The following is a 22,254-nucleotide window of genomic DNA, read 5'->3' on the forward strand; positions in this document are numbered from 1 at the left end:
GGCACCGATTCGCTGCGCCATCTCAATACCTGACTTCCTGGCTGCGGCGGCGGATGGTGGTGACTTCGTCGCGCTGGTTCCCGGTCGGGCCGTGGTAGTTGAGCGCGAACGACTGCTGGGCGTAGCCGCCGATCAGATGCGTGGGTTTGATCATGATCCGGGTGAGCGCGTTGTGGATACCGCCGCGTTTGCCCTTGCCTTTGAAGGTTTCGCCGGTTCCCGTGATTCCCTCGATCCGCGGGACGTCCACCGCACGGTCCTGCGCGTGGTACATGAACACGGTGCCCTCGGGCATCCGGTGCGAGACGATGGCCCGGGCCACCACCACACCGTTGCGGTTGATCGCCTCGATCCAGTCATTGTCCGCCACGCCGATTTTCGCGGCGTCCTTATCCGACATCCAGATCGTCTGCCCGCCACGCGAAAGCGTGAGCATATGCAGGTTGTCCTGGTAGGCGGAGTGGATCGACCACTTGGAGTGCGGTGTCAGATAGCGCACCGTGATACCGCGCTCGCTCACCTCGCCGACCCCGGGTTCGGCGAACAACGCCGTCATATCCAGCGGCGGCCGGAAGGTGGGCAGCTGTTCGCCGAGTTCGATCATCCAGTCGTGGTCGAGGTAGAAATGCTGGCGCCCGGTGAGGGTGTGCCATGGTTTGAGGCGTTCGGTGTTGATGGTGAACGGCGAATACCGGCGGCCGCCGGTTTCCGATCCCGACCATTCCGGTGAGGTGATCACCGGTACCGGACGCGCCTGGGTATCGGCGAAGGTGATCCGTTTACCCTCGTGTTCGGCGGCCAGATCGGCCAGTTCGGTACCGGTGCGCCGCTCCAGGGCGTGGAAACCTTCCACCGCGAGCCGGCCGTTGGTGGTACCCGACAGCGCCAGGATCGCCTCCGCGGCGTGGCTGTCCTTGGCCAGCGACGGCCGCCCCTGCGCCACCCCCGACACCACTGTCCCGTTCATCCCCGCGAGGTATTCGACCTCGGCGCCGGGGTGCGTGGTGATTCCCTTGGTGGTGACGCCGAGGGTATCGATCAGCGGCCCGAGCGCGGCCATCTTCTCCGCGATCTTCGAATAATCCCGCTCGACCACAACGATTTTCGGCATGGTCCTGCCCGGAATCGGTTCGCATTCCCCCGTCTTCCAGTCCAGCACCTTGCCCCCGGCCTGCGCCATGGCATCCGGCGAATCGTGTTGCAGCGGAACCGCGACGATATCTTTGCGCACTCCGAGATGTTTCTCGGCCAGCCAGGAGAAACCGCGGGCGATCCGGTGGAACGCCTCGAAATCGGTTTTCGCCTCCCACGGCGGCGAGATGGCCGGGGTGAAGGCATGTACGAACGGATGCATATCCGTCGAGGACAGATCGTGTTTCTCGTACCAGGTGGCGGCCGGGAGCACGATATCGGAGAAAAGCGTGGTGCTGGTCATCCGGAAGTCCAGGGAGAGCAGCAGGTCGAGCTTTCCGGTCGCGGCTTCGTCGCGCCAGACCAGTTCCTCGGGACGGACCCCGGTGGTGTCGGTGGTCTGCAGATTGGAATCCGCGCCGAGCAGATGCCGGTGGAAGTATTCGTTGCCTTTACCCGAGGAGCCCAGCAGATTGGCCCGCCAGACCGTGAGCACGCGCGGGAAGTTCTCCGGGGCATCCGGGTCTTCGCAGGCGAAGCGCAGCTCACCGGATTTCAGTCCGTCGACCACATGTTCGGCAGCGGTGCGCCCGGCGGCCTCGGCCTCGTCCGCGAGGTCGAGGGGGTTGCGGTCGAAGGTCGGATAGGAGGGCATCCAGCCCAGGCGGGTCGCCAGGGCGATATTGTCCGCGGCCGTGCGTCCGGCGAACGTCCCTTTGCCGAGCGGTGAGGCGAAGGTTTCGGCGGTGAACGGGTCGTAGCGCCACTGGTCGTTGGTCAGATACCAGAACACCGTGCCCTGCATCTGCCGCGGCGGGCGCTGCCAGTCCAGGCCGCAGGCGAGCGTGGACCAGCCGGTCACCGGGCGACATTTCTCCTGACCCACATAGTGCGCCCACCCGCCGCCGTTGACCCCCTGACAGCCGGTGAGCAGGGTCAGGGTGAAGAAGGATCGGTAGATCTGATCGGAATGGAACCAGTGGTTGGTGCCGGCGCCCATCAGAATCATCGACCGGCCACCGGAACGGTCGGCGTTATCGGCGAATTCGCGGGCGATCCGCCGGGCCTGCACGGCCGGAACGCCGGTGATGGCCTCCTGCCAGGCCGGGGTGTACGGCTCACCGGCGTCGTCGTAGCCGGTCGGCCAGGTTCCGGGGAGATCCGGGCGGCCCACTCCGTACTGGGCGAGCAGTAGATCGAACACTGTAGTGACCCGTTTACCGGCGACGATCTGCGTCGGCACCCCGCGGGTCAGGACACCGGGCACATCGCTGTCGAACCGGGGAAACTGTACGGCCGCAGCATCATCGGTGCGGCCGTACAGCGTCAGGAGTGGCTCCACACCCCCGAGATCCAGATTCCACCGGCCGGTGCCGTTCTCGCCGAACCGATCCCCCAGCGATCCGTTCGGCACCACCGGTGCCCCGTCCGAATCCAGCACCACGGTCCGGAACTCGGCGCCCTCGTCGGTCTTTCCGAGATCGGCGGCGGTGAGGAATTTGCCCGGTACCGCGACCCCGTCGGCGCCCTCCTCCACGGTGATCAGGAAAGGCAGATCGGTGTATTTGCGGATATAGTCCAGGAAGCGAGGCGTGCTGCGGTCGACGAAGAACTCGCGCAGCACCACATGACCCATCGCCATGGCCAGCGCGGCATCGGTGCCCGGCCGGGCGGCGACCCATTCGTCGGCGAATTTGGTGTTGTCGGCGTAATCCGGCGACACCACCACGACCTTCTGACCGCGGTAGCGGGCCTCGGTCATGTAGTGGGCGTCCGGCGTGCGGGTCACCGGGACGTTCGAACCCCACATGATGAGATATCCGGCGTCGAACCAGTCCGCGGATTCCGGCACATCGGTCTGATCGCCGAACACCTGCGGCGAGGCAACGGGCAGATCCGCGTACCAGTCGTAGAACGACAGCATCGACCCGCCCAGCAGGGAGATGAAGCGGGCGCCCACCGCATGGCTGACCATGGACATCGCCGGGATCGGCGAGAATCCCGCGACCCGGTCCGGGCCGAACTCCTTGATGGTGTGCACATGAGCCGCGGCCGCGATCTCGGCGGCCTCCCACCATTCGGCGCGGACGAATCCGCCCTTACCCCGCGCGGCCTTGTATGCCCGGGACCGCTCGGGGTCGGCGACGATATCGCCCCACGCGAGCACCGGGTCCTTCAACCGCTGCTTGGCTTCCCGGTACATCTCCAGCAGCGTCGACCGCACATACGGATACCGGACCCGCGCCGGGGAATAGGTGTACCAGGAGAACGACGCGCCACGCGGGCAGCCACGGGGTTCGTACTCGGGTTTGTCCGACCCCACCGACGGATAGTCGGTCTGTTGCGATTCCCAGGTGATCACACCGTCTTTCACGTAGATCTTCCAGGAGCACGAGCCGGTGCAGTTCACTCCGTGGGTGGAACGCACCACGTTGTCGTGCGACCAGCGGTCGCGATAGAACTCGTCGGCACTGCGCCCGCCGACCTTGTGCACGGTGCGGTGGTCGGCCGAGACCTCGCCCCGCTGGAAATATTTGCCCAGCCGCAGGAGTGCGTCGCCCGCGCCGGGTTGCCCGGTCGCGGTGTCCGAAGTGATATGCGTTGAGCCCGGAGTACGTGAAGCAACCACGACGCCCCCTTTTCTACAAGCGGTGAAATCGGGCTGACGCCTCGACTGTAAGGACGCCGCCGGACCGGGCCAAACGGCTTTCTCACAACGAAAATCGCAGGTCGGTGAGCTGTGAGGGCACCGCAATGTGGTGGTCACTGCGCGGGTGCGGGTGGTACGGCGGCCGGGCGAGGCCACCTGGGAAAACGGGGCGCGATGCCGAAGATCGGGTGTCCCGGCGGCACCCGCCGGCCGGTCCGGTGAAATTTCGGCAATGGCCGCTTCTCCAGCGGTTTACATTTGTTTACATACCGTGGCGGTCACCTCGGGCCGGAATTCGTGCACCTGGCATAGGCACTTCTACACAGCGGGAAGCCGCCGGCTTCGAGCCCGGAGGCGGTTCGCCTACGATTGCTGCCCGATCCGACTGCCGCCGGCGGTCGCCCGATCAGCTTCGAGGTGCACCATGGTCAGGCCTGTGCCGGTGTTGCGGGGGCGGCGAACTACTGCTCGCGTCCTGGCCGCTGTAGCGGCGATTATGCTGGCCGCCGGTGCGGTGGTCGCGGTTGGTGCGGTTTCCGCGCCGGGCCGGGCGGCCGCCGCTCCGGCCGTGACCGTGTATCCCGGTATGGAGGTCAAGCGTACCGAGATCGTGGGCGGCAAGGTCGAGGTCAGCCGCTGCACGGTGGGGCTCACGGGCATGATCGGCGAGGCCCGGTACGCGGTCACGGCGGGGCACTGCTACCGCAATGGGGTCGTCACGGACAAAGACGGCAACCCGATCGGCTGGTACGAATTCCACCGGCCGGACGAAGGTCTCACCTTCGGGTTCGCGCTGATCCGGCTCTACGACGGTATCGGGGTCGCCGCCAGCATGGGCAGCTTCGGCCTGTCCTCGGTGGATATGAAGCCGCAGATGAGCCAGCAGGTCTGCAAACTCGGCGCGACCACCGGCTGGAGCTGCGGAACGATCACCGAAATCACCGAGGGTTACCTCTACACGACGAATACCCTGGGCGCGAAGGGCGGTGATTCCGGTGCGGTCGTCTACCGGCAGACCTCCGACGGGCACGCCGCCTTCGTCGGCATCCTGGTCGCATTCGACGAGGGCAACGACAACAGCGCGGTGGTGGAGCCCGCCTCCTGGCTCTTCGATCAGATCGATGAGCACGGCCCCACCCGCGACAATCCGTTCGTCTGGTACCGGGTCTGACCCGTTTCAGACGCCCAGCGCGCCCGCGAAAACCGGCCAGGACCGGTGCAGATCGTCCTGCCAGTAGGCCCATGCGTGCGTGCCCGGATGGAAGTGCACGGTCGCCGGGATCTGCCGGTCGGCCAGTGCGGCCGCCAGCGGACCGGTGCAGTTGTCGACGATGGATTCCATCGTGCCGCCGACCAGTATCCGGTCGGCCAGCCGCAGCGGATCGCCGTCGATTCCCCGGGCATGCAGCACCTCGTGCGGGCCGGGCGCCCCGCTACCGGAGGAGATGTAGAGCGCCGTTCCCCGCAATCGCTCCAGGTGCAGCATCGGGTCGTGCTCGAGCCACTCGGGATGGCCGGGGTCGCCCCACATGTTCGTGGCATTCGCGCCGAATGCTGCCAGCTGCGAATACACGATGGCGCGGGCCGCCGGGTCGGTGGTGCGGGGACAGCCGCTGTAGGCACCGACGGCCTGGTACAGGCCGGGTGCGTGGATCGCCAGGTTCAGTGCCGATATCGCCGACATGGACAGGCCGGCCACCGCATTGCGGCCCGTCATCCCGAAGCGCGCGTTCAGCAGCGGCGGCAGTTCGCTGGTGAGGAAGGTTTCCCATTTGTTGCGGCCGAGAACCGGATCATCGGCGATCCAGTCGGTGTAGAAGCTGGCCCGGCCGCCCATCGGCACGATCACGTTCACCGGTTTGTCGGCGAAGAATTCCACCACGTCGGTGCGCCGCGTCCAGGGACCGCCGTCCTCGCCGCCGTCGCCGGCATTGAGCAGGTACAGCGCCGGAGCGGTCGTACCCGGATGCGATATCCACAGCGTGATCGGTTTGTCCATGGCGGCCGAATGAACCACCACCTCGAACTGCCGGCCACCCACAGGACGTACGTCCAGGATCCGGGCCGGCCCCTCCGCCGCGGCCGGGACGGCCGGTATCGACGCGAAACACAGGGCGAACAGGTACACCAGGCAACGCGGCAGCCGGTACATGCCGTGGTTTCTACCACGGCCTGCACCGGCGCCACCGGTACTCATTTGGCGTGTTCGTCGCGGGCGTGCACCCGCAGTGCGGTGATCGCCCCGGCCTCTTCTTCCGATACCCGCATCCGCTCCGCGATCGACCAGCGCAGACCACGCGGCAGGTGCGGCGCGACCTTGCTGAAGTACGCGTACAGCCAGTCCGTCCGCTCCACCAGGAACGGGTAGTCGGTGGTCATCATGGGCCGGATCACCAGCATCGGTAACGGTGCATCCAGCGGGTGGAAATCGGCGTTCCACAGCCCGGGTACCCGGCAGCCCGGATAGAACTGGCCGAGCATCAAGCCGTCGCGCACCACCTCGGTCTTGTGACGGCGGTGCGCCGTATCGATACGCTCGTAGTCGGTGAGACCAGGGAAAACGGCCACCGTGGTGAGCCATCGACTATCGGTCTCCGCGGCACGCAAGCGGTCGTACAACTCGTGGGCGTCCGCCACCGCGGCCGATACCTCCTCGGTGGTCAGCGCGTCACCACCATGGAACGAGGCGACCCACAGCGCGTGGCAACGGGCAGTCTGCCGGACGAACGGGCATACCGGTCCATCCCGTCCCAGGTCCGGATGCGCTTGCATCAGATGGTCGTCGACCCAGTGCACGAGCGCCGCGACATCGGGATGGTTTGCGGTCCAGCTCGCGCGGTTTTCGTAAACATCCCACCAGGTCGAACCGGTCCGCCTGCCGCGATATGCATGCGGGGCCGCATCCTCCGGCACAGGGGCCAGGGGACGCCGGGACTGCGGCGGAATCATCGCCCGCTGCCCGGTCATCGGCTGTCCACCGGTTCGGCGAGGCCGGCCAGGTAATCGGTCAGGATGGGCGCGATCACCGCGACAGCCTCCGGATTCATCAGCTGGCCATGGGCTGCGTCGACCGAGAACTCGATCAGGTCTCCAGTGACGTAGGGACGCCACAGCCGCGCGTCGAGTAGTTCGGTCATGCCACGGGTGGCCGAGAAGTACAGCAAATCACCGTCGAAGACGCCGGGCCGGTAGCGGGCCGATATCTCGACTCCGGCGATGTAGGCGCGGTGCAGCCGGTCGAGCCGATCGGCGGACAGACCGGCGCCCAGGGTCGCGCCCGCGGCCGCCAACTCGGCGGCTGCTTCGGCGGCGGTCAGATCCGGGACCTGTGCCGCGTCCGCCTCGTCGGGTTCGCCGCCGAGCAGATGGGTCAGCAGATCCCGCATCCGCGGCCGCGGCGGCGGTGGCGGTGGGGTGTCCGGCGGGAAGACGACGCTGTCGAGCAGGGCCAATACCGCGACCTCGCGGCCGAGATCACGTAAACGCACCCCGACCGCATGGGCGAGCTGACCGCCGAGCGACCAGCCGAGCAGATGGTAGGGCCCCTCGGGCTGCGCCCGCAGAATTTCGCGCAGATAGCGATCGGCGAGAGTTTCCACGGTGGCCGGGTCCGGCTCGTCGGAAGTCAGCACCGGGGATTGGATCCCGTAGACCGGGCGGTCGCCGATCCGGCGGGAAAGACCCATATAACACCAGGCCAGTGGTACCGCGGAATGGAAACAGAACAGCGGCGGCGATGCGCCTGCGCGCCGCAACGGCAGCAGTGTCTGCAGCCCTTCGGTATCCGCCGTCGCAACGATCCCGGATTCGGTCTTCACCTGCCCGTTCCGGGCCTCGAAGCTATCGGTTCCGCGATAACTCGCGATCCTGTCGGCCAGATCCGCCACCGTCGGTGTGGTGTACAGCCAGCGCACAGTGACCGGGACATCGGTCGCATCGGCGAGTTCGGCCGCAAGCCCGACACCGAGCAGAGAATTGCCGCCGAGCGCGAAGAAATCGTCGTCTACGCCGATATCCGGACGGCCGACGATACTGCCCACCTTCTGCGCGACCAGTCGCTGAATCTCCGTCTCCGGGGCACGATAGGAGCGCGCCGATACGGGTTCGGGCAGCCGATCGCGATCCAGTTTCCCGTTGGGGGTCAACGGGATCCGGTCGATCTCGAGCAGCACCGCCGGCACCAGCGCGGCCGGCAACACGGTCCGCAGCCGACGCAACGTGCCGGCCGGATCGAAACGGTGCCCCGCGGCGACGACCACATAGCCCGCCAGCCGGGCCGAGGGTCCGGGACCGCCCGCGACCGTCACCACCGCCTGCGTGATCTCCGCACAGGCGGTGAGAGCCGATTCGATCTCGCCGGGTTCGATCCGGCGGCCGTGCAGGGCGAGCTGCCGATCGACGCGGCCGAGGAATTCGTAACCACCGGGGTCTGCACGCACCAGGTCGCCGGTCCGATACAGTCGCGCGCCGGTGTCCGCGGGATCGGCGACGAAACGGGCGGCGGTGGCCGCCGGGTTGTGCAGATAGCCGAGCGCCACTCCGGGCCCGCCCACATACAGTTCGCCACGCCCGCCGGTGGGCACCGGCCGCAGCCGGGTGTCCAGGACCGCTGCCCGCACACCGGGCAGTGCCGGGCCGATCAATACCGGTTCGTCGGGCGTCAACGGTTCGCTCTGCATCGTCATCACCGTCGCCTCGGTCGGACCGTAGCCGTTGTACAACCGGACGCGCGGAACCCAGCGCCGCACGAGTTCAGCGGCGGGAGCCTCACCTCCGGTCACCACGGCTTGCAGACTCGGGAGCCGGCCGGGATCCAAGGTGCCGAGTACCGCGGGAGTGCTGAGCAGATGGGTGATTTCGGCGGCCCGGATCGTATCGGTGAGCTCGCCACTCACCGGCGGCCCGGCCGGAGCGACGAAGAGCCGCGCCCCGGCCGCGAACGCCGCGAGCAACTCCAGCAGGTGAGCATCGAAAGCAGGCGAATGTGCGTGCAGAACAACCGAATCCGCACCGACTCGATAGCGGTCGACGATGTACTCGGTGAGCGGACCCAGCCCTCGGTGCCCGACGAGAACACCTTTCGGCGTTCCGGTGGTGCCCGATGTATGAATCAGATAGGCCGGATGGTCCGGGCAGAGCCCGGACCACGGCACCTCCGGACCGCCGGTATCCGTATACGTTCCCGGCTGTTTCCCGTTGCCACCATGCCGAGTACTTCCGGTCGCCGCCGGCTTTTCCGGTGTGCGAGCCGCCCCTGCCGCGCCGTCCAGTTCCAGCCAGCGCACACGATCGGCAACGTCGTCCGTCCCGGCCGGAGCCGTATCCACGCCGAGCAGCTCCGGCCGCACCGCTGTCACGGTCAGGCCGAGCCGGATGCCGGCGGCTGCCAGCACTGCGGCAATCCGGTGCGGTGGGTCGGTGGGATCGATCGGCACGAAGCACGCGCCCACGGTGGCGACGGCCCAGAGACCGAGCACCGATTCGATCGAACGCGGTACCACCACCGCCACGGAGACCCCCGGTCCGGCACCATATTCGGCCAGCACCCGGGCCCATCTGCGGGACAGGTGGTCCAGCTGCAGATAGGTCAGTGACCGGGTCCCGTCACCGACAGCCACCGAATCCGGGGACCGCATGCCCGCACGGAGAAGTTCCGGCAGCAACCGGACGCTCGGCTGCCCCCGCGTCCGCGGATCGCGCCGGAGCTCCGGCCGCGGGGCATCAGATCCTGGTTCGCCCGAGAGGTTTTCGGATATGTCTATACGCGCGACCGGCTCGTCTGCCGCGGCGACGAGGAAACGGTCGAGAAAGGCGAGAAAGCCGGAGTGAAACCAAGCCAGGGTGGCAGGCGAGTACCGGGCGGGGTTGCCCTGGAAGTCGATACGGATACTGCTTTCCTCGGGACCGAGCTGGTAGCCGTTGACCAGCAGGTCCTCCACCGGCCCGGACGACAGCAGATGCGCGTGCCCGGTGACCGGGCCCAGCCGCAGCGGCTCCACGAAACCGAGCACATTGATCACCGGTCCGAAGCCGCCACGCTCGACTCGGCCGCCGCCGCGGTCACGCTGGATATCCTCGTACGAATACTGCTGATGACGTAGCGCTCCGAGGACTTTCGCGCGCACTCCGGAAACCGCCGCGCCGACTGTCCCCCGGGCGATACCGGTGAGCCGCAGCGGAACGACATTGGCTACCGACCCGGCGGATCGGCGCAGTACAGCCGTGGTGCGCGCCGGTACGGGTAACGAGAGCACGGGGTCGTCGTTCCCGGTCAGCCGGGCAACGTAGCTGCCGAGAGCAGCGATCAGCAGTTCGCCGAAGGAGGCGCCGTGCCGCCTGCGGGCCGTAGCGACCGACCGTGCTGTCGCCGGTCCGACCACGGCCGAAACCCGGTGCGGCCGCGCCCGCGGCGCCGCAGGCCGGCCGGCGAGCCCCACCGGCTCGGCCAGACCGGCCAGCACGCTACGCCAGTAATCCCGGTCGGCCACCGCCCGCGCCGAACACCGATAAGCGTTCTCGGCGGCCAGCAGCCCCGCGGTGTCCAGCCCGCCCGGCCCGCCCTCGTCCGTGCCGGTGACCGCGGCCCGGTACAGCTCCCCGGTGCGACGCAGTAGTGCGACGGCGCCCGCTCCGTCGAGCGCAAGATGGTGGCTGCGCAGGTACAACAGATGCCGCTGCGGGGCAACCCGGTACAGCACCGCGACAGTGAGTACATCGGTGCGCGGATCGAGCGGGGTGTGATAATCGTCGTCCATGCGGTCCAGTGCCCGGGTTACCGGATCGTGGTGAGCGGCGAGATCACAGTCGGTGAAAGCGAGCTCGGCATCCGTGCGCACCTGCCGCGGCCTGCCGTCCACCGACCGCACCTGCACACCCGGAGTCCCGAGCTCCCGGGCCGCTCGGCAACCACATCCCCGCATCAGCGCCACATCGAGCGGACCGCGTAGATCCAGGTACATCGCCACAGTGTTCGGAATGGCCGGGTACAGTTGCTGGGCCACCCACCAGCGCAATTGAGCGGCCGACAGGGGATGATCCGATACCGTCCTCTGAGAGCTCATCTCGACCGCTCCTTCTGCATTGCCCGGTCGGATCCGATCGAGAAACATCGGGCCGCCGATCCACGCGCCATTCGGCAGAACCCGCTGCTACGACTATCTGCGGAAACAATCTGCCGGGAACACTACGCCTGCCGGGAACGTATTACATCGGTCTCGCCCCCGATGCTTTCGCTCACGACCGGATAGCGTCGCACAGCGTTCCGGCGCGTTATGCGCATAACGATCGATCCACCACCCGGACACGGGCGGCTACGACCGACGGCCGAGACGAACGCGGCACTCGGAAACACGCCGCCAACACCTATGCGTGACGACCGGGAGCCACATTCGGACCGACAACAATCCCGCCACATACGCACAGCGAGCACTGCGGTACGAGAAAACACATCCGCGACGGTGCGGCTCGTTACGTCCAGACTTGCGTCGTCACGATTGCGGAACAGTAGGTCGCCGAGCACGGGACGGTGGCGATCGATATCCGGTCCGCCGCACAGCGGTCACGAACTGCACCGGGACTGCCCGATCCGGGCACCGCCATCGACGCTCCGGGGCGGGTCTCCGCCCGGAACCGGGCCCGTATGCCGGGAAGTACTTCTCTCCGGTCAGGGACGCAGCCCGGCGCCCGGCCACTCGCGCGGACGCGGGCCCGCCGAACCTTCTGCGGGGCAGCCGAACTCTGCTCGGGCAGCGGTACGGTAGCGGTCCGCGATCAATCGGACCACCGCGGGATGCACGCCGATCGGGTCGGCGACTCCGGTCGCACCGGCCCGATGCAAGCGCTCGTGGAACAGGCCGTGCGCAAGAAGGTACGAGGCGATGAACACCCTTTCATGCCCCTGCGCGCGCAGCTGCGCCACCACCTCCGGAACACACGGCGTGCCGGTGGCGACATACGCCGTGCGCACCGGTGTCGAGAGTTGCGCGGTGAGCATGGCGGCGGCACGGCGCACATCCGCGAGGGCCCGCGGATCGGAGGAGCCGGCGGCCGCGAACACCACGGCGTCACCCGGGCGCCAGCCCGCGGCCCGCAACCGGACGGCCATGATCCGGGCGAGTGCCGGGTCGGGACCCATTGCGGCCGTTACCGTCACCGCCGAATGGCCGCTGTCGCCCACTTCCCTCGGCACGTCCTGATAGACGTGATAACCGGACGCCAGAAAGGCCGGAACCACCACAGCCGGAGCGAGATCAGCGCACTCCGGAGACTGCGCGACCAGATCGCCCAGCACTTCCGACGGCGAGGGACCGAGCACATCGACGAATGCGGTACGCACCGATACTCTCGCAGTGAACCGGCCGGAGACGGCGCCCGATTCCGCGAAAGGGTCACCGACGCAACCACACCCGGCGGGCCCGTGATCGGCAGAGCGGATCACTGCCCGGAAATTCCCCGCGCTCGGCCCGCCGACGGCATTGTGCACACAACGGTTACCGGCCGGTGCCGACCGGTGCCCCAGCTCGCGGCCCACCGCCTCGGCCAACGCGGCGATCATCTCCACGCCCTTACCGCTGCGGGTTCCGTGGGCCACCAGCACCAGCACGTGCGGCTGCGGCGCGGTCACCCGGAAACCACCGTGCGCACATAGCGGGTGTTACGTGCCGGGGGTGCGGGCAGCGCGGCACCGGCATTGTTGTCGGTGCATTCGGCCGGGTCCATGGCCAGCCGGTAACCGCGCTTGACCACGGTCTGGATCGCCTTCGGTGTCCCCAGGCCCGCCCGCAGCCGGGCGATGGCTGTCTCCACCGCGTGCGTGTCGTCGCCCCCGCCGGGCAGGGCGGCCAGCAGATCCTCACGCGACACCACCCGCCCTGGATACCGGGCCAGCGAACGCATCAGTGCCATCGGTGCGGGGGCCAGCTGTTTCACCGTGCCGTCCACCACCACGCAGGCCCCGCGGACGCTGATGGTGTGCCCGGCGGCGTTGATCCGGCCGGCCCGGCGCGGTAGTTCCTCGGCCACATGGCGGGCCAGGGCACCCAGCCGCGCGCGGCCGGGCATCGTGACCGGGACACCCAATTCCTCCAGCGGCGCCGCGGTGATGGGTCCGACGCAGGCCGCCGGTACCCGGCTGCGCAGCGCGTGCAGGACACCCTCGAGCACACCGGTTTCCTTGGCACGCATCAGCATCGACGCCACCGCGGGCGCGCTGGTGAAGGTCACGCAGTCGATGGCCGAGGTCACGATGGCCTCGATCAGACTGTCCATCGGACCGCGATCGGCCGGCGGCTCCCACCGGTACACCGGCACCGGCACCACATCGGCGCCGGCGCAGCGCAGCACCTCGCAGAAGTCCGGAATCGGTTCCCATTCGGTGGTCGCGCCGTGCAACTGCACCGCGATCCGCACCCCTTCGACGCCCTCCGCGAGCAGATGGTCGAGCACCTCCGCCGAGGATTCGGAAGCGGGCGACCATTCCTCCCGGAGTTCGGCCGCCCGGATCGCCCCCTTCGCCTTGGGTCCGCGGGCCAGCATCCGGGTGTTGCCGAACGTGGCACGCAGCTGCTCGGCCAGCCCCCAGCCCTCCGCCGCCTCCATCCAGCCGCGGAAACCGATCCCGGTGGTGGCGACGGCGATCTGCGGTGGGTCGGCGACGAGCTCGCGGGTCACCCGTTCGAGTTCGGTGTCGTCGGCCAGCGGAATGATCCGGATGGCCGGCGCGGACACGACTGTCGCGCCCCGCCGGGTGAGCAGGGTCGCGAATTCCTCGGCGCGCCGGGCCGCGGTGATACCGATGGTGAACCCGGCCAGCGAGGTGTTCGTATCCGTAACCGTCATGCGCGGGGGCCGTTCGCGGCCATGACGAGGGGTTCGTCGGAAATCGAGACCAGTCCGCCGTCCACCCGCACGGCATACACCGGCAGCGATTCGGTCGCATCGTCCAGGCACCGGCCGTCGAGCAGCGAGAACGCCTGCTTCAACAGCGGGGACGCAACGACGGGCTCACCGCCGCGGTCACCGACGATCCCGCGCGACATCACCGCCGCCCGGCCGAAGGGGTCGATATTGCCGACCGCGTACAAGGTGCCCTCCGGCATCAGGAACAGCGCGGCCTGGGCCCCGCCGGGCAACAGCACCGCCACGCCGCGGCCGGGGATCAGATAGTCGAGTCGGCAGGCCTGCGTCCACCCGGTGGTGGTCGGGGCAACGCCAGGGGTATCGATCACGGTCATGGTGTTCTCCTCCACACGCCTTAACCATTGGTACCGGCGCACTGTTTCCACACGGTTAAGCCGTCATTTCCCACTCGTAGCGGCTGCTCGCGGCCCGCCCGCAATGCCCTCCGTGGTTACATTCCACTGCCGCCTCCGGGCATCGCGGGCAGGCCGAGCAGCACCGGGACCTTGCGTTCACCGCTGTCGTCGAACGAAATCGTCGGATCGGCTTCGGCCGGGGCGTTGACGAAGGATACGAAACGCGACAGCTTCTGTTCGTCCTCGAGCACCGCGGCCCATTCGTCGCGATAACCGGCCACATGCGATTCCATCGCCGCTTCCAGGTCGGCCGCGATACCGAGACTGTCCTCGCAGACCACCTCGCGCACGTAGTCGATGCCCAGGTCTTCCTGCCACGGCGCGGTGCGCTGCAACCGGTCCGCGGTGCGGATGTAGAACATCAGGTAGCGGTCGATATACGAGATCAGGGTCCGGTCGTCGAGATCACCGGCCAGCAGCACGGCGTGCTTCGGGGTGAGACCGCCGTTACCACCGACGTAGAGGTTCCAGCCGTTCTCGGTGGCGATCACGCCCACATCCTTGCCGCGGGCCTCGGCGCATTCCCGGGCACAGCCGGAAACGGCCAGCTTCAGTTTGTGCGGTGACCGCAAGCCGCGGTAGCGCTTCTCCAGCAGGACCGCCATCCCGACCGAATCCTGCTGGCCGTACCGGCACCAGGTGGACCCGACACAGCTCTTGACGGTACGCAGCGATTTTCCATAGGCGTGGCCGGATTCCATCCCGGCGTCCACGAGTCGCTTCCAGATGAGCGGCAACTGTTCGACGCGGGCACCGAACAGGTCGATCCGCTGGCCACCGGTGATCTTGGTGTAGAGACCGAACTCCTTGGCGACCTCACCGATCACGATCAACTGCTCGGGCGTCACCTCGCCACCCGGCATCCGCGGCACCACCGAATAGGTGCCGTTCTTCTGCAGGTTGGCCAGGAAGTGGTCGTTGGTGTCCTGCAGTGCTGCCTGTTCGCCCTCCAGAATGTGCTCGCTGGAAGTGGAGGCCAGGATCGAGGCGACCGTCGGTTTGCAGATATCGCAGCCGATGCCCTTACCGTGCCGGGCGATCAGCTCGGAGAAGGTACGAATACCGGTGGCCTGCACGATCTGGAACAGCTCGGCACGGGACTGTTCGAAATGCTCACACAGCGCCTTCGACATTTCGACGCCGGATTGTTCGAGCACCTTCTTGATCATCGGCACGCAGCCGCCGCAGGAGGTACCGGCTTTGGTGCAGGCCTTGATCGCGGGGATATCGCACGCGCCGTCGGCGATGGCACCGCAGATGGCGCCTTTGCTCACATCGTTGCAGGAGCAGATCTGGGCTTCGTCGGGCAGCGCGTCGGCGCCGAGCTCCGCACCGGCCGGGGAGATCAAAGCGGCAGGTTCGGCCGGTAGCGGGCGCCCGACCAGCGGCCGCAGCGCCGCATACTGGGTGGCGTCGCCCACCAGAATGCCGCCGAGCAGTGTCTGCGCGTCGTCGGAGATCACCAGTTTCGCGTAGGTGCCGCGCGCCGCATCGTGCAGCACCACCGAGAGGGCGCCTTCGGTCTTACCGTGCGCATCGCCGAAGCTGGCCACATCCACGCCCAGCAATTTGAGCTTGGTGGACATATCGGCGCCGGGGAACTCTCCGGCGCCCCCGAGCAACCGGTCGGCGACGATCTCGGCCGTGGTGTAGCCCGGGGCGACCAGGCCGTAGCAGACACCTTCGACGGCGGCGCATTCACCGATGGCGTAGATGTTCGGATCGGAGGTGGCCAGGCCCAGGTCGGTGACGATACCGCCGCGCGGGCCCACCTCGAGACCGGCGTCGCGGGCGATCTGGTCACGCGGGCGGATACCCGCGGAGAACACCAGCAGCGCGGCGTCGATCACGGTGTCGTCGGAGAGACTGATCTTCAACCGCCCGGCCGGAGCCGCCGCCGCGTCACGTTCGATCCCCTGGGTGCCGACACCGGTGTGCACCTGCAGTCCCAGATCGGTGACCAGTTTCTCCAGGATCGCTCCGCCACCCTCGTCGACCTGGGCGGGCATCAACCGGTCGTTGTACTCGATCACGTGCGGGGTCAGCCCCAGCATCCGCAGCGCGTTGGCGGCCTCCAGGCCGAGCAGGCCGCCGCCGACGACCACACCGTGCGCGCCGGGACCGGCCGCCTCCGCCGTGGCCTTGATGCCGTCGAGGTCCCCGAGGGTGCGGTAGACGAAACATTCCGGGTGTTCGTGCCCCGGCACGGGTGGCACGAACGGGTAGGAACCGGTGGCCAGGACGAGGGCGTCGTAGTCGAGCACCTCACCGGCGGTGGTGGTCACCTTCTGCGCGTCCTTGTCGATGGCCTCGGCGCGCTGTCCCAGGCGCAGGTCCACCAGTTCGTCGCCGGTGTACTCGTTACCCGGCAACGCCAGCGCGGCCGGGTCCCAGTTCCCGACGTAGGAGGACAACCCCACCCGGTCGTAGGCGGGCAGCTGCTCCTCGCCGAGTACGACGACCTGCCATTGCCCGGCGGAGTCCCGGGAGCGGAGCGCCTCGACGAAGCGGTGCCCGACCATGCCGTGACCGGCGACGACGACTGTCTTGCGCTGTGCGTTCATGGTGTCCTCCGTGGAGATCCGGGATCAGGCCGACGACCGGGCGGACCGGGTTTCGGCGGGCTGGGTGGTCGGGGCGCCGGATTCGGCCCGGCGGACCAGGGCCTCGGCGGTGGCGACGATCTCCCGGCCGGCCGCCGGAGCCCCGGGGCGGCGCAGGAACACCGCCCAGGTGACGAGCGCGCAGGCGATATAGAACGTCATGAACACCCAGAAGGCGGTGGTCGCCGATTGCGTCGAGGCGTACGACGAGCGCAGTACGAGGTTGATCCCCACCCCGCCGAGCGCGCCGATGGCGCCGACGAAACCGATAAGCGCACCCGAGGTGTTCTGCGCCCAGGCGGCGCGTTCGGCCGGGCTCCCGTCGAGGCTGCGCGATTTGGCGGCGAAAACCGACGGGATGATCTTGGTGACCGACCCGTTGCCCAGTCCGGAGAGCACGAACAGCGCCACGAAACCGGCGACCAGCACCGCGAGCACCGGGCCGGAGAAACCGTTGGCCGAACCGTCGGCCACCGTCGAGGCAGCGGCCACCACCACGGCGGCGGCCATCATCGCCACGAAGGTGACCAGCGTGACCTTGCTACCGCCGATCCGGTCGGCCAGTTTGCCACCGTAGGGCCGGGCCAGCGAGCCGAGCAGCGGCCCGATGAAGGCGATCTGCGCGGCGTGCAGGGTGGCCTGCGCCGCGGTTTCACCACCGGCCACGAAACTGATCTGCAGAACCTGCCCGAAGGCGAAGCTGTAGCCGATGAACGATCCGAAGGTACCGATGTAGAGAAACGAAACCGCCCACGACTGCGGCACTTTCAGCGCGGTGAGCATATAGGACAGATCGGCCTTCTGGTTCGGCAGATTGTCCATGAACAATGCCGCACCGAGCCCGGCCAGTACGACCAGCACCAGGTACGCCGCGCAGATCACCGTGGCGTACTCGTTGCCGAGTGTCGCGATGATCAGCAGGCCGAACAGCTGGATCACCGGAACACCGATATTGCCGCCGCCCGCGTTCATGCCCAGGGCCCAGCCCTTGAGGCGCTGCGGGTAGAAGGCGTTGATATTGGTCATCGACGAGGCGAAGTTGCCGCCGCCCAGGCCGGCGAACGCCGCCACGATCAGGAATGTCGTATACGACGTTCCCGGCTGGTTCACGAAATACAGCGTGAGCAGAGTCGGTATCAGCAGTGCGACGGCGCTGAACACCGTCCAGTTGCGGCCGCCGAAACGGGCCGTCGCCACCGTGTACGGGATCCGCAGGATCGCGCCGACCAGAGTCGGTACCGCGACCAGGAAGAATTTGCCGGCCGGGTCGATACCGTAGGTCTCGGCCGGCATGAACAGCACCATGACCGACCAGATGGACCAGATGGAGAATCCGATGTGCTCGGCGACGACCGACCAGATCAGGTTGCGCGTGGCGATCTTCTTACCGCCGGCCTCCCAGGCCGCGGTGTCCTCTGCGTCCCAGTGCTCCAGCTTCGGCCGCCGGAACAACGCCTGCACGGCGCCGCGGCGGCTTTCGGTCTGCGTGTTCAAGGGGCCTCCCAACGTGGTTCGACCCAACGTTAGGAAACGGGTATTGCCGCAATGCTGCCCAAAATGACCGCCGAATCAACGGTTTCTCACGCGGTTCATGTGGCCGAGGTGAGAAACCGGCGCTTGTTAACGCGGTGTCACAGAAGGGTTTCCGGGCGTCACGAACCGCCCACTTTCATCGCGGAGTGCGGTGAGGACCTGTTCAAAGGATGACCTGCGTCACGCCCCGGCGCAACCCGGGAAACGAACTCCCGCCGCGCACGGCCAACCGCCCGGTTCCGGGCGGGGCGATCAGCCGCCGGCCGCGCCGTCCTCGAGCAGCCGCGGTTTACAGGCCTCCCAGGCGCCGATCAACAGCACCACCACCGAGACCCCGAGCAGGGCGAACGGCGCCGCCCAGCCACCGGTCACGGTGTGCAGCATCCCGAACACCAAGGGCCCGATACAGGCCAGCGCGTAGCCGACTCCCTGGGTGAACCCCGACAGCGCGGCCGACCCGGCCGGGGTGCGGGTGCGCAGGTTGATCAGGGTGAGAGCCATCGGGAAGGTGCTGGGGCCGAGACCGAGAATGACCACCCACAGCACCGGCGCGCTCATGGGCGCGATCAGCAGGCCCGCGAACGCCACCAGGAAACAGACCGCGCAGCCCACCGCGACCGGGAAGGGGTTGGCCATCCGCGCCGCCACCGTCGGCGCCGTCAATGCCGCGACCAGGCCCATGAGCGCGAACAGGGCGACCATCGACCCACCGAACGCCGCGTCCGCTCCGGCGTCGGACAGGATGGTGGGCAGCCAGGTGAACACGGAATAGGTGGTCAGCGAGGTCATCCCGAACATCGCCGACATACCCCAGGCCAGTGGTGAGCGCCACACCTTCGGGGTGGGGCCCGTGGTCGCGCCCGGCAGTCCGGTCGTATCCGCCACCGCCCGGCCGCGCCGATTCCACAGGACGCCGATCCAGGGCACGGCCGCGGCGAACCCGAGCAGCGCCCACACCCCCAGCGAAACCCGCCAGCCGTGCGCCTCGGCGAGCGGCACCGCCACCAGGGCGGGAATCACCGTACCGATCTGCACCATGGTGATGTACAGCGCGCTCACCGTGGCGAGCCGATCGGGAAAGTAGCGCTTCACCAGCGGCGGGACCACAATATTGCCGATACCCATACCGCCGAGGGCCAGCGCGGAGAACAGCAGCAGTCCCACCGTCTCGGAGACGAGTACGCGGGCGAGCATGCCGGCACCGGCGGCGGCCATGGCCGCCAGCACGGTCCACTCCAGGCCGATCCGCCGCACCAGCAGCGGGGTCGCCAGCCCGGTCACCGAGAACATCAGGGTCGGGATCATCCCGAACACGCCGACGACGGCCGTGGAGTAGCCGATATGTTCGCCGATCTCTTCGGCGAGGGGGGTGAACGCGGTTACCGCGACCCGCAGGGTCAGCGCGGACATGACGATGGCCGCCAGGACCAGCAGGCGGCCTTCGATGAGTGAGCGTCGCCGGCCCGCGGTGGGCGGGTCGGCCGGACGGGAGGTCTCGGGCAACGCTGCAGTCACCGAGAAATCATAGGATGACCGTATGACCAGGACAAGGCACTTGTGACGGGCGGTACTCTGTCGAAGTGCAAAGCGTTCGCCGCACCAGTCTCATCGCCCAGGTCACCGAGCAACTCAAAGAGGATATCCGCTCGGGACGCTGGCCGGTCGGGACGCGGATCCCCACGGAACCCGAACTCGCCGAGCTGACCGGAACCGGCCGCAATACGCTACGCGAGGCCGTCCAGGCGCTCGTCCATGCCGGCATGCTGGAACGGCGGCAGGGTTCGGGTACCTATGTCATCGCGACCTCCGAGGTCGGCAGCACCCTCGAGAAGTACTTCGCCGAGGCCGCCGAACGCGATGTCCTGGAACTACGCCACGGGCTGGAAGCCACCGCGGCCGCCCTGGCCGCCCACCGCCGCGACGAATCCGATATCGCGAAGCTGGAGCGTCTGCTCGACGAACGCAACCGGCTGTGGCCGACCGATCGCTCCGCCGCCATCGCCGCCGATGTGCAACTGCACCGTGCGATCGTGGCTGCCAGCCACAACGCGGTGTATCTGGAGTTCTACGATTCGCTGCTCGGCCGGATCGAAGCCTCCACCCGCTCCCGCACCGACCGGATCGACGGCTGGTACAACGACGAGCACAGCGAACTGGTGCGGGCCATCACCGACGGTGACGCCGAACGCGCGGCCAAGACCACCCGCTGCTTCCTGGATACTCTGCTGGCCGATTACCCCGAGCGCTGACGGGTTCCGGCAACGTTACCGAGAGATCACCCGCGCGTCCGTCGTCCGTGAGCGGGATGTGCGCCGATCGTCACCGCACGCTATTCGATGGAAACACCCGGCTTCTAGCGTTTTCTCACGTCACAACACCGCACTCGACGCCCGGCCGCCGCGCCGGGCGGCCCCGGTTTCCCGGGGTAGTCGAGCCCCGACGAGAGGGACGCCGATGACCGCGATCGCCGACACCGGCTCACAAACACCCGATACGGCACCAACTTTCACCCATCGGCGCCGGGGGCGCTGGATCGACCGATGGGAACCCGACAACGAACGGTTCTGGGCATCCGGCGCCGACCGCACCGCCCGCAAGAACCTCGTCTTCTCGGTTTTCGCGGAGAATCTCGGATTCAGTATCTGGGTGCTGTGGGCCAGTGTGGTCACCAGTATGGGCGCCGCCGGCTTCGGGTTCCTGGAAGGCCTGGGCAGCGGCAACCCGGTGGCCGTGAGCAATGCGCTGCTGCTCACTTCCATTCCGACACTTGTCGGTTCGGCTCTGCGCATCCCCTACACCTTCGCCATACCGCGTTTCGGCGGCAGGCTGTTCACCGCGTTCAGCGCGGCCATGCTGCTCATCCCCACGCTGGGCCTGGCTTTCTTCGTGAACCAACCCGATACTCCGATGTGGGTTTTCGTGGTGCTGGCGGCTCTCTCCGGATTCGGCGGCGGCAACTTCTCCTCGTCGATGGCCAATATCTCGTTCTTCTTCCCCGACGGCAAGAAGGGTGCCGCCCTGGGAATCAACGCCGCCGGCGGCAATCTCGGCGTGGCCCAGACCCAGCTGCTGCTGCCACTGCTGATCACCCTCGGTACCCATCTCACCGCGAAAGACGCGGCCGGCTACCGATTCGGCATCACCCTGTCGGTGCTGGTGTGGATGCCGTTCATCCTCGCCGCCGTATTCGGCGCGCTGCGCTATATGGACAGTCTGTCCACCGCGAAATCCGACGGCCGCTCCTACAAACCGGCCCTCACCAACCGGCACACCTGGGTGATGGCCTTCCTCTACATCGGTACCTTCGGGTCCTTCATCGGTTTCTCGTTCGCGTTCCCGACCCTCATCAAAGCCAATTTCCCCGACCTCGCGAATATCGGCTGGATCAGCACCCTCGGTAACCTGGCTTTCCTCGGCGCCTTCGTCGGATCGTTCGCCAGGCCCTTCGGCGGCTGGCTCTCGGACAAACTCGGCGGCGCCCGGATCACCATCATGGTGTTCGGCGGGATGGCGGTGGCGGTGGCCCTCATCATGGCCGCACTGGAGATGAAGAGCTTCCCGCTCTACTTGGCGGCGTTCCTGGTCCTGTTCGTGCTCACCGGTATCGGGAACGGCTCCACCTACCGGATGATCCCCTCGATCTTCAGCGCCGAAGCCGCGAAATTCGCCTCCGAACGCGGTATCGAGCCGGCCGATGCGGCCGCGTCGGCGAAACGGCAGGCAGGGGCGGCGATCGGGGTGATCGGTGCGGTAGGCGCCTTCGGCGGTTTCGTACTCCAGCAGGCGCTGCGCCTGTCCAACACCAACTTCGGCTCCATGGAACCGGCCTTCTGGGCCTACGCCGGAGCGTTTCTGGTGATGGCCGGAGTCACCTGGTGGTTCTACCGCCGGACCTCCTTCGCCGTGACCCGGGTGCCTTCCCTGGCCTACGCGAATATCTGACGACCGAACCGAGTTGGGGGGGGGCGGGCGCCCCCCCCCCCCCCCCCCCGCCCCCCGGGAGGGGGAGGAGAAGCCGCCAAAA

The 22,254-nt window shown here is 67.7% G+C and carries 13 protein-coding genes; 3 read left to right on the forward strand and 10 right to left on the reverse strand.

The window, feature by feature from the left end; all coding sequences use genetic code 11:
- Positions 1 to 22 precede the first annotated feature (22 nt).
- The gene (locus tag QH195_RS24160; protein WP_280437132.1) at positions 23 to 3,727 is read right to left on the reverse strand and encodes a nitrate reductase subunit alpha; all 3,705 of its coding nucleotides are present in this window, start codon (positions 3,725 to 3,727) and stop codon (positions 23 to 25) included.
- 478 nt (positions 3,728 to 4,205) lie between these two features.
- Between QH195_RS24160 and QH195_RS24165 the strand changes: the two genes are divergently transcribed.
- A complete protein-coding gene (locus QH195_RS24165; RefSeq protein ID WP_280422000.1) occupies positions 4,206 to 4,952 on the forward strand; it encodes a hypothetical protein in 747 nt (248 codons plus the stop codon).
- A 6-nt stretch (positions 4,953 to 4,958) separates the two neighbouring features.
- Here QH195_RS24165 and QH195_RS24170 read toward each other — a convergent pair whose 3' ends face one another.
- From QH195_RS24170 to QH195_RS24210, 9 genes are all read right to left on the reverse strand, one after another.
- Positions 4,959 to 5,933: an alpha/beta hydrolase gene (locus QH195_RS24170; RefSeq protein ID WP_280437125.1), complete on the reverse strand. Its 975-nt coding sequence runs from the start codon at positions 5,931 to 5,933 to the stop codon at positions 4,959 to 4,961.
- Positions 5,934 to 5,974: 41 nt separating this feature from the next.
- Entirely contained in the window at positions 5,975 to 6,748 is a 774-nt protein-coding gene (locus QH195_RS24175; protein WP_280437126.1) for a DUF6875 domain-containing protein, read from the reverse strand.
- A complete protein-coding gene (locus QH195_RS24180; protein ID WP_280437127.1) occupies positions 6,745 to 10,842 on the reverse strand; it encodes an amino acid adenylation domain-containing protein in 4,098 nt (1,365 codons plus the stop codon). Before QH195_RS24180 ends, QH195_RS24175 begins: the two co-directional genes overlap by 4 nt.
- A gap of 602 nt (positions 10,843 to 11,444) precedes the next feature.
- Positions 11,445 to 12,404 carry a sirohydrochlorin chelatase gene (locus QH195_RS24185; protein ID WP_280437128.1) on the reverse strand — a complete coding sequence of 320 codons (960 nt, stop codon included), beginning with the start codon at positions 12,402 to 12,404 and terminating at the stop codon, positions 11,445 to 11,447.
- Positions 12,401 to 13,618: a uroporphyrinogen-III synthase gene (locus QH195_RS24190; RefSeq protein WP_280422004.1), complete on the reverse strand. Its 1,218-nt coding sequence runs from the start codon at positions 13,616 to 13,618 to the stop codon at positions 12,401 to 12,403. The genes QH195_RS24185 and QH195_RS24190 overlap by 4 nt, the downstream gene beginning before the upstream one ends.
- Positions 13,615 to 14,013: a nitrite reductase small subunit NirD gene (nirD, locus tag QH195_RS24195; RefSeq protein ID WP_280422005.1), complete on the reverse strand. Its 399-nt coding sequence runs from the start codon at positions 14,011 to 14,013 to the stop codon at positions 13,615 to 13,617. The genes QH195_RS24190 and nirD overlap by 4 nt, the downstream gene beginning before the upstream one ends.
- A 116-nt stretch (positions 14,014 to 14,129) precedes the next feature.
- Complete coding sequence (gene nirB, locus QH195_RS24200; RefSeq protein WP_280437129.1) at positions 14,130 to 16,658, reverse strand: nitrite reductase large subunit NirB; 2,529 nt, start codon at positions 16,656 to 16,658, stop codon at positions 14,130 to 14,132.
- 24 nt (positions 16,659 to 16,682) lie between these two features.
- Positions 16,683 to 18,158, reverse strand: a complete 1,476-nt coding sequence (locus QH195_RS24205) for a nitrate/nitrite transporter (protein WP_280437133.1) — start codon at positions 18,156 to 18,158, stop codon at positions 16,683 to 16,685.
- A 324-nt stretch (positions 18,159 to 18,482) separates the two neighbouring features.
- Positions 18,483 to 19,745, reverse strand: a complete 1,263-nt coding sequence (locus QH195_RS24210; RefSeq protein ID WP_280437130.1) for an MFS transporter — start codon at positions 19,743 to 19,745, stop codon at positions 18,483 to 18,485.
- A 65-nt stretch (positions 19,746 to 19,810) separates the two neighbouring features.
- Here QH195_RS24210 and QH195_RS24215 point away from each other — a divergent pair, with 65 nt between their 5' ends.
- The gene (locus tag QH195_RS24215; RefSeq protein WP_280422008.1) at positions 19,811 to 20,479 is read left to right on the forward strand and encodes a FadR/GntR family transcriptional regulator; all 669 of its coding nucleotides are present in this window, start codon (positions 19,811 to 19,813) and stop codon (positions 20,477 to 20,479) included.
- A 205-nt stretch (positions 20,480 to 20,684) separates the two neighbouring features.
- Complete coding sequence (locus QH195_RS24220) at positions 20,685 to 22,172, forward strand: MFS transporter (RefSeq protein WP_280437131.1); 1,488 nt, start codon at positions 20,685 to 20,687, stop codon at positions 22,170 to 22,172.
- The last annotated feature ends 82 nt before the right edge of the window (positions 22,173 to 22,254 follow it).

It is taken from the genome of Nocardia carnea (genome assembly GCF_029868855.1).
Lineage (GTDB): Bacteria > Actinomycetota > Actinomycetes > Mycobacteriales > Mycobacteriaceae > Nocardia > Nocardia carnea_A.

What these genes read in the sequence shown, in the direction of transcription:
- nirD (WP_280422005.1), bottom strand. Translation starts at nt 14,013, where the DNA reads ATGACCGTGATCGATACCCCTGGCGTTGCCCCGACCACCACCGGGTGG.
- nirB (WP_280437129.1), bottom strand. Translation starts at nt 16,658, where the DNA reads ATGAACGCACAGCGCAAGACAGTCGTCGTCGCCGGTCACGGCATGGTC.
- QH195_RS24220 (WP_280437131.1), top strand. Translation starts at nt 20,685, where the DNA reads ATGACCGCGATCGCCGACACCGGCTCACAAACACCCGATACGGCACCA.
- QH195_RS24190 (WP_280422004.1), bottom strand. Translation starts at nt 13,618, where the DNA reads ATGACGGTTACGGATACGAACACCTCGCTGGCCGGGTTCACCATCGGT.
- QH195_RS24175 (WP_280437126.1), bottom strand. Translation starts at nt 6,748, where the DNA reads ATGACCGGGCAGCGGGCGATGATTCCGCCGCAGTCCCGGCGTCCCCTG.
- QH195_RS24170 (WP_280437125.1), bottom strand. Translation starts at nt 5,933, where the DNA reads ATGTACCGGCTGCCGCGTTGCCTGGTGTACCTGTTCGCCCTGTGTTTC.
- QH195_RS24180 (WP_280437127.1), bottom strand. Translation starts at nt 10,842, where the DNA reads ATGAGCTCTCAGAGGACGGTATCGGATCATCCCCTGTCGGCCGCTCAA.
- QH195_RS24165 (WP_280422000.1), top strand. Translation starts at nt 4,206, where the DNA reads ATGGTCAGGCCTGTGCCGGTGTTGCGGGGGCGGCGAACTACTGCTCGC.